Source organism: Saccharothrix obliqua, assembly GCF_019375475.1.
Taxonomy (GTDB): Bacteria; Actinomycetota; Actinomycetes; order Mycobacteriales; family Pseudonocardiaceae; genus Actinosynnema; species Actinosynnema obliqua.
Window position 1 is genome coordinate 295,451 of record NZ_JAHXGQ010000006.1, and the last position, 16,239, is coordinate 311,689.

16 protein-coding genes are annotated in these 16,239 nt (G+C 68.9%); 9 read left to right on the top strand and 7 right to left on the bottom strand.

Features of this window, described 5'->3' with window-relative positions:
• Positions 1 to 346 precede the first annotated feature (346 nt).
• The 6 genes from KZQ38_RS20940 (at position 347) to KZQ38_RS20965 (ending at position 5,364) form a co-directional block, all read left to right on the top strand.
• Entirely contained in the window at positions 347 to 1,642 is a 1,296-nt protein-coding gene (locus KZQ38_RS20940; protein ID WP_219443817.1) for a helix-turn-helix transcriptional regulator, read from the top strand.
• Entirely contained in the window at positions 1,623 to 2,360 is a 738-nt protein-coding gene (gene ribD, locus KZQ38_RS20945; RefSeq protein ID WP_219443818.1) for a bifunctional diaminohydroxyphosphoribosylaminopyrimidine deaminase/5-amino-6-(5-phosphoribosylamino)uracil reductase RibD, read from the top strand. The genes KZQ38_RS20940 and ribD overlap by 20 nt, the downstream gene beginning before the upstream one ends.
• Before the next feature lie 186 nt (positions 2,361 to 2,546).
• The gene (locus tag KZQ38_RS20950; protein WP_219443819.1) at positions 2,547 to 3,140 is read left to right on the top strand and encodes a YbaB/EbfC family nucleoid-associated protein; all 594 of its coding nucleotides are present in this window, start codon (positions 2,547 to 2,549) and stop codon (positions 3,138 to 3,140) included.
• A 31-nt stretch (positions 3,141 to 3,171) separates the two neighbouring features.
• Positions 3,172 to 3,507, top strand: a complete 336-nt coding sequence (locus tag KZQ38_RS20955; protein WP_219443820.1) for a WXG100 family type VII secretion target — start codon at positions 3,172 to 3,174, stop codon at positions 3,505 to 3,507.
• A complete protein-coding gene (locus KZQ38_RS20960) occupies positions 3,500 to 4,621 on the top strand; it encodes a hypothetical protein (protein ID WP_219443821.1) in 1,122 nt (373 codons plus the stop codon). Before KZQ38_RS20955 ends, KZQ38_RS20960 begins: the two co-directional genes overlap by 8 nt.
• Positions 4,622 to 4,623: 2 nt before the next feature.
• The gene (locus KZQ38_RS20965) at positions 4,624 to 5,364 is read left to right on the top strand and encodes a hypothetical protein (RefSeq protein WP_219443822.1); all 741 of its coding nucleotides are present in this window, start codon (positions 4,624 to 4,626) and stop codon (positions 5,362 to 5,364) included.
• Between the two features lie 131 nt (positions 5,365 to 5,495).
• On the opposite strand, the gene KZQ38_RS20970 is transcribed toward KZQ38_RS20965, so the two are convergent.
• The 6 genes from KZQ38_RS20970 to KZQ38_RS20995 form a co-directional block, all read right to left on the bottom strand.
• Positions 5,496 to 5,960 carry a hypothetical protein gene (locus KZQ38_RS20970; RefSeq protein WP_219443823.1) on the bottom strand — a complete coding sequence of 155 codons (465 nt, stop codon included), beginning with the start codon at positions 5,958 to 5,960 and terminating at the stop codon, positions 5,496 to 5,498.
• A complete protein-coding gene (locus KZQ38_RS20975) occupies positions 5,957 to 7,231 on the bottom strand; it encodes a WXG100 family type VII secretion target (protein WP_219443824.1) in 1,275 nt (424 codons plus the stop codon). Before KZQ38_RS20975 ends, KZQ38_RS20970 begins: the two co-directional genes overlap by 4 nt.
• Entirely contained in the window at positions 7,228 to 7,533 is a 306-nt protein-coding gene (locus tag KZQ38_RS20980) for a hypothetical protein (RefSeq protein ID WP_219443825.1), read from the bottom strand. Before KZQ38_RS20980 ends, KZQ38_RS20975 begins: the two co-directional genes overlap by 4 nt.
• Before the next feature lie 578 nt (positions 7,534 to 8,111).
• Positions 8,112 to 8,420 carry a hypothetical protein gene (locus KZQ38_RS20985; RefSeq protein ID WP_219443826.1) on the bottom strand — a complete coding sequence of 103 codons (309 nt, stop codon included), beginning with the start codon at positions 8,418 to 8,420 and terminating at the stop codon, positions 8,112 to 8,114.
• 5 nt (positions 8,421 to 8,425) lie between these two features.
• On the bottom strand, positions 8,426 to 9,643 hold the full coding sequence (locus KZQ38_RS37185; RefSeq protein WP_219443827.1) for an amidase domain-containing protein: 1,218 nt from the start codon (positions 9,641 to 9,643) through the stop codon (positions 8,426 to 8,428).
• Between the two features lie 76 nt (positions 9,644 to 9,719).
• Positions 9,720 to 10,709, bottom strand: a complete 990-nt coding sequence (locus KZQ38_RS20995; RefSeq protein WP_219443828.1) for a helix-turn-helix transcriptional regulator — start codon at positions 10,707 to 10,709, stop codon at positions 9,720 to 9,722.
• 110 nt (positions 10,710 to 10,819) lie between these two features.
• On the opposite strand from KZQ38_RS20995, the gene KZQ38_RS21000 reads away from it, so the two are divergent.
• Positions 10,820 to 11,215, top strand: a complete 396-nt coding sequence (locus KZQ38_RS21000; protein WP_219444017.1) for a RidA family protein — start codon at positions 10,820 to 10,822, stop codon at positions 11,213 to 11,215.
• A gap of 869 nt (positions 11,216 to 12,084) precedes the next feature.
• On the opposite strand, the gene KZQ38_RS21005 is transcribed toward KZQ38_RS21000, so the two are convergent.
• Positions 12,085 to 12,873, bottom strand: a complete 789-nt coding sequence (locus KZQ38_RS21005; protein WP_219443829.1) for a hypothetical protein — start codon at positions 12,871 to 12,873, stop codon at positions 12,085 to 12,087.
• 1,172 nt (positions 12,874 to 14,045) lie between these two features.
• Between KZQ38_RS21005 and KZQ38_RS21010 the strand changes: the two genes are divergently transcribed.
• Positions 14,046 to 14,867, top strand: a complete 822-nt coding sequence (locus KZQ38_RS21010; protein WP_219443830.1) for a GNAT family N-acetyltransferase — start codon at positions 14,046 to 14,048, stop codon at positions 14,865 to 14,867.
• Positions 14,868 to 15,007: 140 nt separating this feature from the next.
• Positions 15,008 to 16,231 carry a serine hydrolase domain-containing protein gene (locus tag KZQ38_RS21015; protein WP_219443831.1) on the top strand — a complete coding sequence of 408 codons (1,224 nt, stop codon included), beginning with the start codon at positions 15,008 to 15,010 and terminating at the stop codon, positions 16,229 to 16,231.
• The last annotated feature ends 8 nt before the right edge of the window (positions 16,232 to 16,239 follow it).

Below are 16,239 nucleotides of genomic sequence, written 5' to 3' on the forward strand. Positions count from 1 at the left end.
GCGGTTGAGCCCCATCGCGCCGGCCAGGCGGTAGTCGGAGGTGAAGCCGGCGAGCCGCACCGCCTTAGTGAAGGACTTGGTGCGAAGCCGGACGGTGTACGTCCTCAGCGCGGCTGTCACAGTCGTCCGCCTTCCTCGTCGTCCGGCTTCGATGAGCAGTTGCCGGCCAGAGATGCCGCAGGTGATGGGCGGCCTCTGGCTGATCACTTGGCGCTGACGCCGGAATCAGCGTCGCGGTTAGACCGATCGGGCGGAGTAGCCGCTGGAGGGGGCCATGTGGTCGTAGGGGGCCGGCAGAGGTGGCCAGAATGGTGACGTTCCCCTTCGCACCAGTCAGGATGGCGACATGCACGGGCCGACGAGCATCGGTGTGCTCCTGCGCCGCCTCCGCGAGGAGACCGGCCGTTCGCAGAGCGAGCAGGCCGATGACCTGTCCGAGCGTGCGGGCCGTGCGGTCACTCGCAACGAGGTGTCCCGCTGGGAATCCGAGAAGCGCCTGGTGACGCCCTACTGGCAGCAGCACTACGCGAACAGCTTCGGAGTTCCGGCGGAAGTCATCGCGCGGGCGGTCGCAGTTACCAAAGCGCAGCGTCGCCTGGCCAGGCGCGCCGAGGACTCGTCCGGAGGGGACAGCGTGGAGCGGCGTGAATTCATGGGAGCCCTGGCCGGATTGGCGGCCTCCTCCCTCCCCGGCTTACTGTCCTCGCGATCTGCCGGCCGTGCCGCGGTAGATCCCGAGGTCATCGACCACTTCGTCTCGTTCCGGGACGCCCTGGTGTCGGCGGACAGCCTCCTCGGACCTGGTGATCTGGTGCGGTCGGCGGGGGAGCAGGTCGGCAACATCGCCAAGTTGTACGAGCGGATCGAGTCGGGGGCGCGCGGACGCCTGTTCGAGATCGGTGCCTTGTTCGCCGAGTTCTGCGGCTGGCTCGCCGACGACCTGGGCGACTTCGCCGCGGGCAAAGGCTGGTCAAGCCGGGCGCTTGAGTGGGCTCACTCGTCCGGCAATGCCAACATCGCGGCCTACGTCCTCATGCGGATGAGCCAGCAGGCCCAATTCCTCGGAGAACGCGCCCGAGCCATCACGCTCGCCCAGGCGTCCATCCGCTGCGAAGCCCAGGTGTCCAGCCCGCAGGTACGTGCGGCCATCCACCAGCAGGCCGCGCACGCAAGCGCGTTGGACGGCAACGAGCACGCAGCCATGACCTACATCGACCGTGCTGAAGCCCTATCCGGGGTCACCGCACCAGCGCTCGACCCGTACTCGTTGGCGAGCTACTGCACACCCAGTTACGTGTCAGTGCAGCGTGCGGCCGTCTACGGCACCCTCGGCAACCACGAGCGCGCCCTCACCGAGTACGACCACGTCATGAGCCAGTGGCCCAAGTCCTTTCACCGCGAACGCGGCCTGCACCTCGCCCGCAGGACAGCTGTAGCAGCACGGGCGGGTTTCCCCGAAGCAGCGCTGGAGAGCGGCGTGGAGGCGCTCAGGATCGCCCAGGACACCCAGTCGCACCGCACGGTCCGAGAGCTGGCGACGAGCACCAAGATCATGCAGTCGTGGAAGGCGCACCCGAGTGTCGACGAGTTCATCCGAGCGGTGAGGAATGAAGGGGACCTGAATGGGCACGCTGAGCGTTGACGAACTGGTCGGCCGAGCCGAATGGGACTCGGTGACCCGGACGCACCGGCGCCCGTTCGTGGTCTACAAGTTCGCCGCCACCCTCGACGGCCGCATCGCCGCCGAGGACGGTACCAGCCAGTGGATCACCAGCCCGGAGAGCCGGGCGGAGGTCCACCTCCTCCGCGCGGGCTGCGACGCCACCGTGGTCGGCTCGGGCACGCAGCAGGCCGACAACCCCAACCTGGCCGTGCGCGGCAACGACGACCCGCGCCTGGACCTGTCCATGGTGAACGACCCGAAGCGCCAACCGCTCCGCGTCGTGCTCGACAGCAACGCCAAGACCCCAGCCGACGCGAACGTCTGCAACGACGCCGCGCCCACGCTCATCGTCGTGGCCGAGGACGCCGACGCGTCGCACCTCGACGGCGTGGTCGACGTGCTGAAGGTCAAGCGCGCAGACAAGGGTCTCGACCTACCGTCCGTCCTCGCGGGCCTCCACGACCGCGGCGTGCGGGCGATCTTCCTCGAAGGCGGCCCGACGCTCGCCGGCAGCTTCATCGCCCGGGGCTTGGTGGACCGCGTGGTGAACTACGTGGCCCCCGCCCTGCTCGGCTCCGGCAAGAGCGGCTTGGAGAACGCGGGCATCCACAGCATGTCCGGAATCCTCCGCCTGGAACTCCTCGACGTGTCCCGCTCGGGAAGCGACGTCCGTCTAGTGGCCCGTCCGGCTCGATAGCCACCTCCCCGCCACCGGGCCGGGGGTTCACGACATGGGCAAGGCCATGCGCGTCTTGCAGTCTTGGGTCAGTCGCCAGTCCCTTTTCGCCCGTTCGGGCACACAGCGGGCGGGTCGCTTGCCACTATGGTCCCCGCTCTCCGGCGCCGTGCGTGCCGCCAAGTCGCGACCCCAGGAGGTCTTGCCGTGTCGGCCGAGTTAGACCAGCTCGTCGCCCGGTTCGAACAGTTCCAAGCCAAGCTGCACCGGGTCGACCAGCAGGTCGCGGGCGTCGGCGAGATGCAGCGGGAGCTGGCCGCGATGGAGGTGGTGGCCACTTCGCCGGACCGCGCGGTGACGGTTGTGGCCGGTCCGTCCGGCGCGGTCAAGGACATTCGGTTGACCGACCAGGCCATGCGCCGACCGCCGCAGGCGCTGGCCGCCGCGCTGATGGCGACGCTGCGGCAGGCCGTGGCCGAGGCCGCTCGCCGCCAGGCGGCGATCGTGGAGAACGCGCTCGGCGACGACATGCGACTCACCGACCAGGTGCTGGAGACCCAGGCCCAGCTGTTCGGCGTCACACCGCGGGAACTGCGCGCCATGACCGAGCAGAACCCGCCGCCACCCCACAGCGGTCCGCCGCCCACCCGACCCCGCCGACCCGCGCCCGCCGAGGACCAGGACGACTTTTCACAGCGTCGGTTCCTTCGCGACGACGGCCGGCCGGCACCCCCCGGTTCCGGCCCTGCGCAGGGCCGAGACGGCCGTTTCCTCAACCTCTACGACGACGAGGACCGGTGATCGTCGTGCACGACCAGCTGAGGAGCGCGCGGTGAGCGGCGGCTTCGACGTCAACCCCGACGAACTGCGGACCTTCGCCGGCCAACTGGACGGCCACCGCGGCACCGCCGCCGAGATCGCGGGCCTGGTGGCCAAGGCGGACGTGACGGACAAGTCGTGGGGCGTGGTCGGTTTGTTCGTCAAGGACGACTACACGCGGATGCTCGGCGACCTCAAGGAACTGTTCCAGGCCATGCAGGACGGCTTGCAGTCCGGTTCGGACAAGTTCAAGGGCGCGGCGCAGGACTACGACGACCAGGAGGAAGCGGTCAAGCAGCTCCTGAACGGTCTGCGAGTCGAGCTGGACGGGGGCGTCCACAATGGCTGAGGAGAAGACCACGGCCGGCGGCGTCGAGATCACCGTCGGCGAGAAGGACACCAGCCAGAAGATGGCGGAAGCCGCCCCCTTCTACGGCAACTACCTCAAGACCAAAGAGGCGTGGGGCAAGGCATCGGAGAAGGGCGGTGCCGAGATCACCGGCCTGGCCTCCGAGGGCACCGCGTTCATCGGGGCGCTCGGCACCTCGGCGCTGGGTATCGCGACCGACCCGATCGGCTGGCTGGTCGGGCAGGGGCTGAACTTCCTGATCAGCGTCGTGCAGCCGCTGGAGGACGCGATCCACTTCGTCAGCGGCGACGGTCCGGCACTGGCCCAGGCGGCCGAGAACTTCAACGCCATCGGCAAGGGCGTGGCCGACCTGCGCAAGAAGTTCGACGACGACTTGCAGAAGTCGGTGACGAGTTGGGGCGGCCCCGCGTCGGAGGCCGCGAGCACGAAGTTGGGCGAGTTCGCCAACGGCATCGACGGTGTCGCCGGCCAGGCGGGTGAGCTGGCGCAGATGCTCCAGATCTCCAGCATGATCATGACGATCGTCGAGGACTTCATCAAGGCGATCCTCACCGAGCTGATCACCTGGCTGATCATGATCTGGATCCCGGCGCTGGCCGCGGCCGTGCCCAGCTTCGGTGCCTCGACCGCCGCGGCGGGTGCCGCGACCGGCGTGCGCGTCGCCGCCACCGGCAGCCGGGTGGCCCGGATCGTGGCCAAGCTGAAGCAGTTCCTGACCAGGATCCTCGACTTCCTGCGCAACCTGGCCAAGCGCGTCGGCAACGTGAAGACCGCCTTCCAGCGCTCCATGGCCAACAAGCACGCCGGCAGCGTTGTCGCGGACGTCCTCAAGGAGACGGGCGACAAGTCGCCACTGGTCAAGCTGTGGAGCAAAGAAGGCATGCTCGGCGAGCGGCTGCAAAACGGGTTCGGCTCGATGCTGGGCAAGGCGGCCGTCGACGCGGGGCGATCGCAGCTGGGCGTCGGCACAGGTGCGAACGCCGGTATCGACAAGCCCTTGCGGAACATCGGTTCGGGCCAGAAGGCGGCCGACTACGACGGCACCGGCACCGACCGGTCGAAGCAGGAGACCGAAGGGTACCTGGACATCTGATCATGGCGTACCTGCTGGATCTCGCACCGCTCATCGCCGTCGTCCTCGCTCTGTTCGGCCTGCTGCTCTGGTGGCGACGGCGCCGCGACCGGAAGGCGGAGCACGAGCACGCCGAGGCGCTGGCCGCACTCGCGGGCAGTGCCGGCGGGAGGGTGGTCGGCCGCGCGGGGGCACGCGCGTGGTCGGCCGGACTCCTGTCGCCGAAGGGTTTGCCGTTGTCCCGGCCGCGTTTCGTGCTCGCGCTGGACGTCCGGCGGGGCGACTGGTCGGTCCGCGTGAGCGAGGCGTCGGTGAAGAAGGCCACCTCGACCAGCGCGGCGACGTCCTACGAGCACCGGATCGAGGTGGCCGCCTCAGGTCTGCCGACGATGAAGATCAGCCGTCGCGTCCACTCGGGCCGCCCGCTGGACCCCGCCCTGGTACGCGAGGTCCCGGTGACCGTGGCCGCGGAGGGCGGCCAGTGGCACCGGGTGGGGTTCCCGCCAGGCCCCTTCGACGCCCGGTTCGCCGTGTTCGCAAGCGATCCGGCCGCCGCCGCGCAGGCGCTCAACCCCCGGGCCGTCGAACACCTGCTCGCCCGGGTGGACTTCCTGCCCTTCACCCTGCACTTCGAGTCGGGGTTGGTCTTCGGCACGATGTCGGGCCGGATCAACCCCGACCACGTCCTGAACGCGGTCGACGCCGTCCTCGGCCTGCTGGACCGGATGGGAGCGACACCCGCGCACCCACCCGTGACGCCCTGAGACCACCCGCTCAGCCGGTCCGGCCCGAGTTCCACGGTGAACTGCGGCAGGTTCAGGCGCTGTTGTGCGCGGCCCACCGCGAGGTGCGAGGGATCCGGCAGCACGCCCGGCATCCGGACCGCGGCATCGCGTTATTCGCCCAACGCCACCAGGATGACGGTGTTGGTGTTCTTCGCCAGGTACGCGGTGGCGGACCAGGTGGGGGTTGTGAACGCCTCGTCCAGCGAGCCGCCGGTGAGGTAGGGGCCGCGGGGGAGGTGGTCGCGGAGGCCGCTGACGACCTCGGGTGGGGTGGTGGTCTCCCGGGTGTCCTTGTCCAGGCGGGCGAGTGTCGACTCGGGGAGGGTGACGACGGCGTCGATCCAGAACGTCGAGGGGCCGGGGACGCGGCCGTCGCCGAGTGTGCCGGACATCCACTCCGCCTTCTCCGCGGCGCTGAGGAGCGGGAAGCGCTTGGTGAGCGGTTCGAGGTCCGTGCGGAGTTCGCCGGTGCCCGACTTGGTAGGCATGGTGGGTCGTCCTGTCTCCGTTGGGGCGGTGCCGCAGGCGGCCATGGTCAGCAGCAGGAGCGCGACGGCGAGCGCGGTGCGGATCACCGGGCGCGGTTCCTCTCGGGTTCCCTCGGGTTGTCCGGCGTCGGGCCGCGGTCGCGGTCGGTGCCGCGGACGGTGCCGTCGTCGGGCGTGGCGTCGTTGGTGAGACCCGCGGGAGGGTGGCCCAGTTCCCAGGTGACGGTCCTGGTCATGCTGCCGTGCGTGTCGAACGGCCTGGCCCAGCCGATTTCGGTGAAGCGGCCGTTGTCGTTGTCCGGCGCGCCGGTGGCGATGTCGGCGTCGTCGCGGTTGAAGTTGTAGCGGTCCTCGCCCTCCACGGTGATGTCCATGGTGACCTTGTTGCCCTCGACCTTGACGTTGCCGTGGCTCCAGATCTGGTACCCACCCACGGCTTTCTGCCAGTTCTCGGTCTGCGGGTAGGGCGACGCACCGCTCGCGGCGCCGGTCATCGCGAAGTCGGTGCGGCCGGAGCGGATGATCTCCTCCGCGGCTCGGGCGGCACGGGTGACCTCCGCGTCGACGCCCTTGCGGATGCCGGAGTCCTCCCCGTACGCCTTCTCGTAGTCCCACTCCTTCGGTGCGCCGGTGTTGTCCCAGTAGTGCTCGTACATCGCCGTCGCGTCAGGCATGAGCCCGAGCGCCTGCGCGCCGCGCAACTGCGTCAGCCACTTCAGCTTCGCGGCCTGGTCGGCGAGTTCGGGATCCTTGGAGTCGTAGGCGAAGTCCTCGTCGAACTCGACGTGGGGCTTCTCCGGCGGACCGGTGTGGTACTTGCCGTCCGCGGTGGACGTGATGTCGGCGTCGGCGAGGTTCGTGGCACCGTGGTCACCGACCTCGCCCGCCGCGGCGGAGGACAGGGCTTCGGCGAGGCGGGCGTCGACCTCCTGCGCGTCGGCGACCAGGTGGCCGACCTGGTCCGCGAGAGTTCGGGCGGTGGCCGCGCGGCTCGGGTCGGCGGTGCCCGGGTCGTTGTCGCGCACGGAACCGTCCGGGTTGATGGTGAACCAGTTGGCCTGTGCGACGGCCTCCAGTTCCTCGACGCGTCGGCGGAGGTCGGCCACGGCGTCGGCGGCGTCTTGGAGTGCCTTCTGCACGTGGGCGGCCTCGGCGACGACGTGCTCGGCGCGGTCGCGCAACCCGGCCAGGGCGCCGCGCGCGCCGTCGGCGCTGCTGCCGTGCCAGAACAGCGGTCCGAACGACAGGTCGAGTTCGTCCTGGAGGCCCAGCACCTGGTCCTTCTGCCCGCGCACGGACCGTGCGACCTCCTCCAGCGCGTCGGGGTTCCACGCGCGGACCTCGGCGTACCCGGTCATCCGATTGACCCGCCGAACAGGTCGAAGTCCCGGCGTGCGGCGTCCTCGTCCTTCGCGTACCTGTCGGCGGAGGAGGCCAGGTTGCCGCCGAACGCGGTGATGTCGGCCGACCACGCACGCAGCCGTTCACCCCACGCGGTGGTCAGGGCGCGGGTACGTTCCGCCGAAGCCGAGTCGGGCATGGCCTCGGCAACCGCGGCCACCGCCTCCCCCAGCGTGATGCGACCGGCCTGCTCGCCGGCCGAGGCGGCGGCGTTCGCAGCCTTGCGCAGCCCCTCGATGTCGACCTCGTAGCCGCTCATGGTCCTCCCCACGGGTGCGTGAGGCGAGAGTAAGGCGGTGGGTGATCGTGATACCGGTTTTTGCCGGCCGATCACTCGATCAGACGGTTATCGCGGTTCGCGATTTCCGTTGGGCTGGAATTCTGCAACTTCGCGGGTGCGATTCCGCCCGTCGGCGGACGGGATTGGTCCGGGTGGACCGTCGGGTGACCGCAATTGTGGTTCACCCGGTCAGCCCCCGCAGACTCGGGTGACCGGTTGGGCGTCGTGGTGCACGTCCAAAACCGTCCATCCCGCTGAGAGGAGAAGTACGCAGGCTCCTAGTGCCAAGACCGCGGTGAGCGTGATCGCGACGGGTCGGGGCCAATGCCTGAGCATCGTCCGCACCACCGGGACCAGGGCCACGGCGGCCAGTGCCGACGCGGCGGCACCTCCCCACGCGTAGACGAACGAACTCGAAGGTATCGCGAGCGTGCCGTTGCACAGGCGTGCCGTGCTCTGGTGGAACGCAGTGAGAACGGCAAGTGCCTCCGCGCTGAGCCAGACCCCGGCTGCCGCCGCGGCGGCGACCACGGCGAGCCACCACCACGTGGCCCTGGTCATTCCGCTTCCCAATGCATGTCCGTCAGCGCTTCGGTGATCCGGCGTTCGACGTCCTCGTAGTCCTTCGCCGAAGCGCGGAGGTTTTCGGCCGCCTGCGCTGTTCGGTCGATGACATCAGTCAGGTGCTCAAGCCATGACTGGCGACATCCCATCAGGGCATCGGACGAGAGCCAGCCGGGATTGGCCTGTGCCGCGTCGGCGCTGGGTGTCAGGGAATTCGCGATGTTCTCGTGAGCGCTCGACCCGGCGGCGTCCACGTCGTCCGCTGCTTGACGCAACGCCGCCAGGCTGACGTTGATGCCCACCGCGATCACCTCTCCGCCGGGTCGACGCGCACGACGATGAACTGCTGCGCACCCAGGCTCTGCTCGATGTGCCGTTCTCGACCTTGCAGGCTGAGGTTCACCTTGTTGTCGGAGTGCTGGGTGTAGTGGACGACGCCGTCCGGCGTCACAGAGGTGACGACGGCGGTGTGGTGGATGTCGCCGGTCTTCGGGTCGTCGTTCGACCCCTCCTGCTTGAGGAAGATCAGGTCGCCCGGACGCGCTTCGTTGAGCGGTACCTCGTGGCTCATGGTCTTGGTGGTCAGGTACTCGTGGAGCTGGTTCGCACCGGCCCAGCTGTGCGTGGGCCGCCCCAGCTTCCAGAGGGAGTCGTCGGTCCAGTCGCTGTTCTCCTCCGCACCGGCGTGCTTCATGGCGACCGAGGCGAACTGCGTGCAGTTGTTGTCGTACTTGTCGATCGAGGTGTCGTTCCAGTGCGCCAAGCTGAACCGGACCATCTCCACGCGATCGAGCGGGCCGGGGCCGCGTAATCGCTGCTTCACGTCATCCGGCACACCGTTGAGGTCGGCGAGTTCGACGGGGACGGCGAGTTCGAGTTCGCGGCGCTGCGCGTCCGACAGCGAGTTCCACCAGGCGGCGACGATCGTCGGATCCTGGCCGTGGGGCAGCGCGAAGTGGAGCATCGTGATCTCGGCCTGGGAGGCCACCGCCTGGAACTCGTCCAGTGCCTTCCCGGAATCGGTGATCGAGGTCGAATCCCTGAGCCGGGCCAGTTGCTTCGCGGCCAGGTCGTCGGCTTGCGTCGCGGCCTCGACCGCGTCGCGGACCATCCGCTCCACCACGGGCCTGTGCTCCACGGCCTCCGCATAGCCGTCATACGGCGCTGCGGTGCCGTCGTCGTTGACGCGGAGGTGGTGCGTTCTCGCCATGTCGACCGCACCACCCAACTGGCGCTGGGCGACCTCGACAGCCTGCGCCAGCCCTTCGAGGACCATCGCGATACCACGCATGAGGTCGGATGCGCAGTCGTACTGCGTGGACAGGTCGCCGAGCACCTTCCCGGCCGCTTCGCCGACCCTGTCCTGCCAATGCTCGTCGAGCTTGTCCTTGCCCTGGCGGCGGATGTCCTTGCCCGCGTACACCGCCTGGTCCGCGAAGTTCCGCCACCCCTTGGCCGCGCGCTCCCACGCCGCCCAGTCGGCATCGCGCAACTGCACCATGTTGACCACGAGTTCCCCCTGCACAACGCTCGCCTATTACGCACCGTGCCCCCTCGGTGACTATAGGGAAGCGGTCTGCCGGTCGCAGGGAGTTGTGTGGTTAGGCGCCGGTGTCCTCACCGCACGTGCTGTAGCGGTTGGCGAGGGTTATGGCCCTGTTGTGCAGGGCGGCGCGCAGCCATTGTGGCTCAAGGGCTTCCGCTGATGTCCCCACTTGCCACAGGGCCCACTCGGCGTGGCGGGGGTCTTGGAAGGTCAGGGTCAGCAGGAGGTGGCCGTCCGGGGTTGGTTCCTCCGCGTGCACGGCCAGCGCGGTGGTCACCAGGTCCTCCCTCCTGGACGGGTGCACGCGCACCCGCACGGCCACCTGGTCGCCGCCGGCCCGGAAGCGCGTGCTGCGTTCCCGCCACGCCCGGTCGAGGTCGACGCGGTCCGGTCGCTGGGCGGGTTCGGGCAGCTGTTCGGCGGCCAGCACGCGGGACAGCCGGTAGGTGCGGTCCTCACCGGACTTCGTGGCCAGCAGGTATCCCTGCTCGCGCACGGTGACCAGGCCGATCGGGTCGACCGTGCGCCACCGCGGCACCTGGCCCGTGGCCGCGTAGTGGATGCGCAGCTTGTGCCCCGCGCACACCGCCCGCCGGATCTCGGCCACGGTGGAGTGGGGCACCTCGTCGGGCACCACGCGACGGGACAGCAGGTCGGTTTCCGGGTCGATCAGCAAGCGCTCGGCCACGTCCACCGCGGTGTCCCGCTGGCTCTCGGGCAACGCGTCGACCACCTTGAGCATGGCCGAGGCCAGGGCCGGACCCAGGCCGAACGCCTGGGCGCCGCGCCGTGATCCGGCGACCACGAGGGCGAGGGTCTCGTCGTGGTTCAGGCCCGTCAGCCGCGTCTGGAAACCGGGCAGCAGCGCGAAACCACCGTGCCTGCCCCGTTCGGCGTAAACCGGCACCCCGGCCGCGGACAACGCCTCCACGTCGCGCAGCACGGTCCGCGTGGACACCTCCAGCTCCCTGGCCAGCGCGGTCGCGGAGAGGCGGCCGTGCCGGCGCAGCAGGAGCACCAACGAGATCAACCGATCGGCCCGCACCCGGAAGAACCTACCCAATACCCGACACAGGGTGTCGTGATTCGTTGCGAGGCTTCCTCAAGGCTCCGCAGCCGATGGGCGTGCGGTCGACGAATGGAGCAGTTGTGGCAGTGGAACGAACGGCGGTCAACCCGTGGCCGTGGTCGGCGGCGATGGGGTTCAACCAGGGCGAGATCGTCTCCGGGCACGCCCGGACCCTGTACTGCGCGGGGCAGACCGCGACGGGCGGCGACGGCAACGCCCTGCACGCCGGTGACATGGCGGCTCAACTCGCGCTGAGCCTCGACAACCTGGAAACCGTGCTCGGCGAGGCCGGCATGTCCCTCGCGAACGTGGTCCGGCTCAACATCTACACCACCGACATCGACATGCTGTTCCCGCACCACGACGTGCTGCTCTCTCGCCTGAAGGCGGCCGGTGTGGCACCGGCCTCCACGCTGCTCCAGGTGGCGCGGCTGGCGATCCCGGAACTGCTGATCGAGCTGGAGGCGACCGCGGTCGCGTGACGCGGCGGGCGACCGGTAGACAGCCGCAACGAAGACGGTAGCGGCGGACGGCGATTCAGTGTTCGGAACGGGCCTCTTTCCAGTACCGCTACGGCACGCAGCCGTCCGCCTGCTGTTTCGTCGACGTCGGCAACGCGCATCTGCGTTCGGCGAGGTTTGATCGAGCATCGCCGGTAACGGGCCTCGCGCTCATCTTCAGAGCGGCGGTCGATCCGCCAAGTGGCCCGGCACCGTGTCCGGGCGATTCGAGGAAGGCGTCACTTGCTTTGGGGGATCACAGCGGTACGCCGCAAAGCGCGGACCGTGCAACGGATGTGCACTGACGTGCCGGCCGCAGCCTGCATGCCACCAGGCCGCACTATTGCACACTTGAATGCTGAGAAGTCAACACCTCGTTGACATTTAATGTCAACACCGGGTTGACGTCGGCGTGGCCGCGTGGGCACTGCCGACGGGCGAGCTATGGAGCCCGTGCGTGCTTGACTACGTGCATGTGACCAGTAGTGGAGCTGGTCCGGCGGCCTGCTGGCGTCACCCTGTGGTCTAGGTCACATGACATGTTTAGTGGATGTGTGCGGGAATTGCCCCTGCGAGCCACGGCGAACTGGGCTAGCTTGGTTCTTGCGTGGGTGCCGGTTGGTGGCCGGTGTCCGACGTGATCGTTTGTGGATGCACGAAAGCCGTCTCCCGCGCTGGCTGCGTGGTCGACGGCTCTCGCACTCGGTTACGGGCGGCGCTTCCGGGCCAGGTATGCAGCCGCTCCGTTGAGCAGTACGCACGAGGCCCTTGCGATCCAGGCGAGGGCCTCGTTGCCGTTCAGCCTCGCGAACAGCTCATCTCGATGACGACGGCGGGCAGGCGGCAGGTGCTCAGTGGTCGGGTGCGTCCAAGGAGGATTTCAGGTTCCTGGCGCGTGCGTCGAACTCGGCCGGCGGGTGTTCTTCCGATATCGAGATGAGCTGCTGTAGCAGGGACAAGCGTTCGAAGCCTTCCAGAATGGATGGCGGTAGCGTTGACGGGTACCTGTTGCGCATCTGGGAAAGCGTGCGTGCGATATCGGTCAGCAGTGCGTAGATTATGGCCGGAGGGGCGGACGAGGCCTGGCGGCGCAAAATCGACAGTCGCGTCATGACTGGAATTCGCTGTGGATCCGGCGCGGCGTCCCACCGTTCCGGGTTGTTCTCCGAGTCCGCTAATATGGCCGAAGTCAATCCTTCCAGGAGTGGCGCGTACTCGTCTATCAGCCGATCGCGAATCCGGCGCGAGCGTTGCAGCTCCCGCGCCACCTGTGGATCACGTTCCGCGGGTCCGCTGCGACGCAGTGCGGTGAGGCGGAGGTACCGCTGTTCAGCGGCCTGACGAGACCTCAAGCCGAGCCCGGCGGCGATTCTCGACCAGGACGCACCTGCGTCGCGCGCGCGCTCGATCAGCGCGACCTCCACCAGGTCGACTTCAAGTCGGGCGAGTTCGACCAGGCCGAGTGCCTGCGTGATGTCCTCGAAGTCGGTCCGGGGGCTGTCCGCAATGGTTTCCAGCAGGTGCAACGCTCGTCGTCTCGACCTGGGCACACCGAGCTTGCGAGCCAGTCGATCCACCTGGACCTGCAGCCACCTCTGGCGGCGCTCGCTGTTGCGCGTCGGGCCCGTCACGGTCGACATCTTCGCTTTGTCCCGAGATCGAAGTCAACACAGTGTTGACGGGAGGCGTCAACACTGTGTTGACGTGCGATTTTAGTGCGGAATATGCGGTGCGGGATGTGTGCGTGCTTCGTTGTGTGTGCGAAAGCTGATGCCGGACTGGTTCGGCGGCCTGTTGGCGTCACCCTGTGGTCTAGGTCACATGACATGTTTAGTGGATGTGTGCGGGAATTGCCCCTGCGAGCCACGGCGAACTGGGCTAGCTTGGTTCTTGCGTGGGTGCCGGTTGGTGGCCGGTGTCCGACGTGATCGTTTGTGGATGCACGAAAGCCGTCTCCCGCGCTGGCTGCGTGGTCGACGGCTCTCGCACTCGGTTACGGGCGGCGCTTCCGGGCCAGGTATGCAGCCGCTCCGTTGAGCAGTACGCACGAGGCCCTTGCGATCCAGGCGAGGGCCTCGTTGCCGTTCAGCCTCGCGAACAGCTCCACCGCGGTGGCGGCGGCCTTGGCCCCTTGGATCGCCGGGAGTACCCAGGCGTTCCGCTCACGCCCCACCGAAGAGGGGCGGTCGGAGTTCTCATCGGACATCTATTCGGTTTCTCCACTCCTGGTGTCGTTCGCACCGCGGCGTCGAACGCTGAACCGGAGCGGGGATGCCGATGTCCAACATCACCCGACGAGGTGAGACCCTACCTCCTCGAGTTCGAACGGGCATCCGGCCTGCATGGCCGGTCCGGGCGTGGATGGAAGGCTTTACCGTAACGGTCGTCCTGATATTATTCCGTTGGGCGCGGAATCTATTGGGTTCATCCGGTTCGTGGCGCGAGTGGCCGGTGAATCCGGCGGGGTCACCGCGGTTTGGGGAGAGTTTTTCGGTACTGAACCGTGCTGAATATGGTGCTCGTGGTGCCAATGTGGGGTGCCTGTCGGAAAAGTTCCCGAAATCGTATGACATAGATCACGATTGACGACCGCGCGTTGTGTCGCTCTGTGATCAAGGGGGCGCGGGCCGGCGCTCTTGATGACTCAGCGAAGTGGACCATTGGCTGCCGTCGCCGTGCCCACGTTGTCCACACCAGACGGAGAAGCTCGAGAGCCGAGGAGGCGAGCCCCGTTCGCCGGCAACCCTCGCTGGCGGGTGCGGTGGTGGTTGAAAGCCCAGCGGCTCCGGTGGTCGGTACGGGAACATGGCGCATGCGCTGGCACAGCACCGATGACGTCCACGAGTTCCTGGCCCGCGCGGGAGACTTCCTGCGTTCACGGCCCGTCCCGCACACGATGACCCTGACGGTGGTGGAGAAAGCACGCGTCCACGGCGCGCCGGGCACCGTCTTCGGGTGGCTGGAAACCGGTGGCGAGGTCCACGCCGTCCTGCACCGCCGCTCAACGCGGCGCCTCAACCTCAGCCGCGTCTCGGCGGACCAGGCGGGGGCTCTCGCCGACCACCTCGGCGACCAAGCCCTCGCGGGCGTCACGGCCGACCGGGACACGGCGCTCGCCTTCGCCGAGGCGTGGAAACGACGCACGGGCGCGGAGTTCACGCATGGCCTGTGGGTACGCCTCCACCGGCTCGGCACGCTGACCCCACCGCGGCCGGCACCGGAGGGGCGGGCGCGGGTGGCGGGTGACGGGGACCTGGAGCACGTCATCCGCTGGTGCCGCGAGTTCATGGCCGACGTCGACGAGCCGCCGTTCGACTCGTGGGCCGAGACGCGGTACGCCGAGAAGCGTTACACGTTCTGGGAAAACGACACCCCCGTCGCCATGGCCGGCTGGACGCCCGTGATCGGGGGGATGGTCCGCGTCGACCCCGTCTACACCCCGGCGCGGTTCCGGGGACGTGGCTACGCGGCCGCCGTGACGGCCGAGGTGAGCCGGGCCGCGCTCGCCGCGGGTGCCGACGAAGTCGTGTTGTTCACCGACCCGCACAACCGCACCAGCAACGCCCTCTACCACCGCCTCGGGTACGTCCCGGTGATCGACTTCGCCGGCTACGACTTCGCACCCGCGAGGTAGCGCTGGCGGTACCGCGGGTGGGCAGCCAACGGGATTTCGGTCCCCTGCAACGGTTTCTACGGTTGCCACGAGCGCTCGGCGGAGAACCGACGCGGACGTGTGCCCCCGGCCGTGCCGGGGGCGGAGTGATTCGGGGCGGGATGAAGAAGACGATGCGGCGGGCCGGCGGTGTGGTCCTGTTGGCCGCGGTGCTGGGCGGGGTGGTCGGGCAGGGTATCGCCACCGCCGGTGCGGAACGGCCGCCAACGGACGCGGTGGCGGACAACGAGAAGCGTCGGGAGTTGCGGCGCGCCGTGGACGAGTTGGCGGCGGCCACCGCGGGGGGCGGCCTGGTGTTCCGCGTCAACGACAAGCAGGGCGAGTGGGTCACCAGCGCGGGGTCCGCGGTGCTCGGGCGGCGTGCCGAACCCGCGCCCCAGGGCCGTTTCCGGGCGGGCAGCATCACCAAGACGTTCGTCGCCACGGTGGTGCTGCAACTGGTCGGCGAGGGCCGGGTCTCGCTGGACCGACCCGTCGACGACTACCTGCCGCGCTACGGCGTCGACCGCCGCATCACGGTCCGGATGTTGTTGCAGCACACCAGCGGTCTCTTCAACTACACCGGCGAGGTCCGGCCGGACGGCTCGATCGAAGCCGGCATCCCGATGTGGGGCCAGGAGTACGTGGACAACCTGTTCCGCGACTACCGGGCCGACGACCTGGTCGGGCTCGCGCTGGGCAAGCCCGCGCGCTTCGAGCCGGGCACGCGGCACTCGTACTCCAACACCAACTACACCCTGCTCGGCCTGCTGATCGAGAAGCAGACCGGCACGTCCTACGCCACGCAGGTGGAACGCCGGATCTTCAAGCCGCTCCGGATGCACGGGACCAGCCTGCCCGGCAACAAGACCACCATCCCCGGCCCGCACGCGCACGGCTACACGGCGTTCCGGCAGGACGGCCGGCTGAAGGTGGTCGACATCACCCGGATGAACCCGTCGTGGGCGGGTGCGGCGGGGGAGATCATCTCCACCACCGAGGACCTGGACCGGTTCATCTCCGCGCTGGTCGGCGGCCGGCTGCTGCGCGCGGACCTGATGGACGAGATGCGCCGGTGGCTGCCGACGGGGGCGCCGGGCGCCAACATCGGCCTCGGCCTGTTCGAGAACGAGTTCGCGCCGGGCTGCAAGGCGTACGGCCACACCGGCGGCACGCAGAGCCAGACCTCCTACATGTACAGCACGGCCGACGGCAGCCGACGCGTCGAGTTCTCGGTGAACCACGGCGCGCTCGACCGCGAGGACACCGCCGCCGCCACGCGGATCGCGGCGGCCACCACGAAGCTCGCCGCCGCCGCGCTGTGCGGTGGTCCGGGCCGGGGCTGACGCCCGGC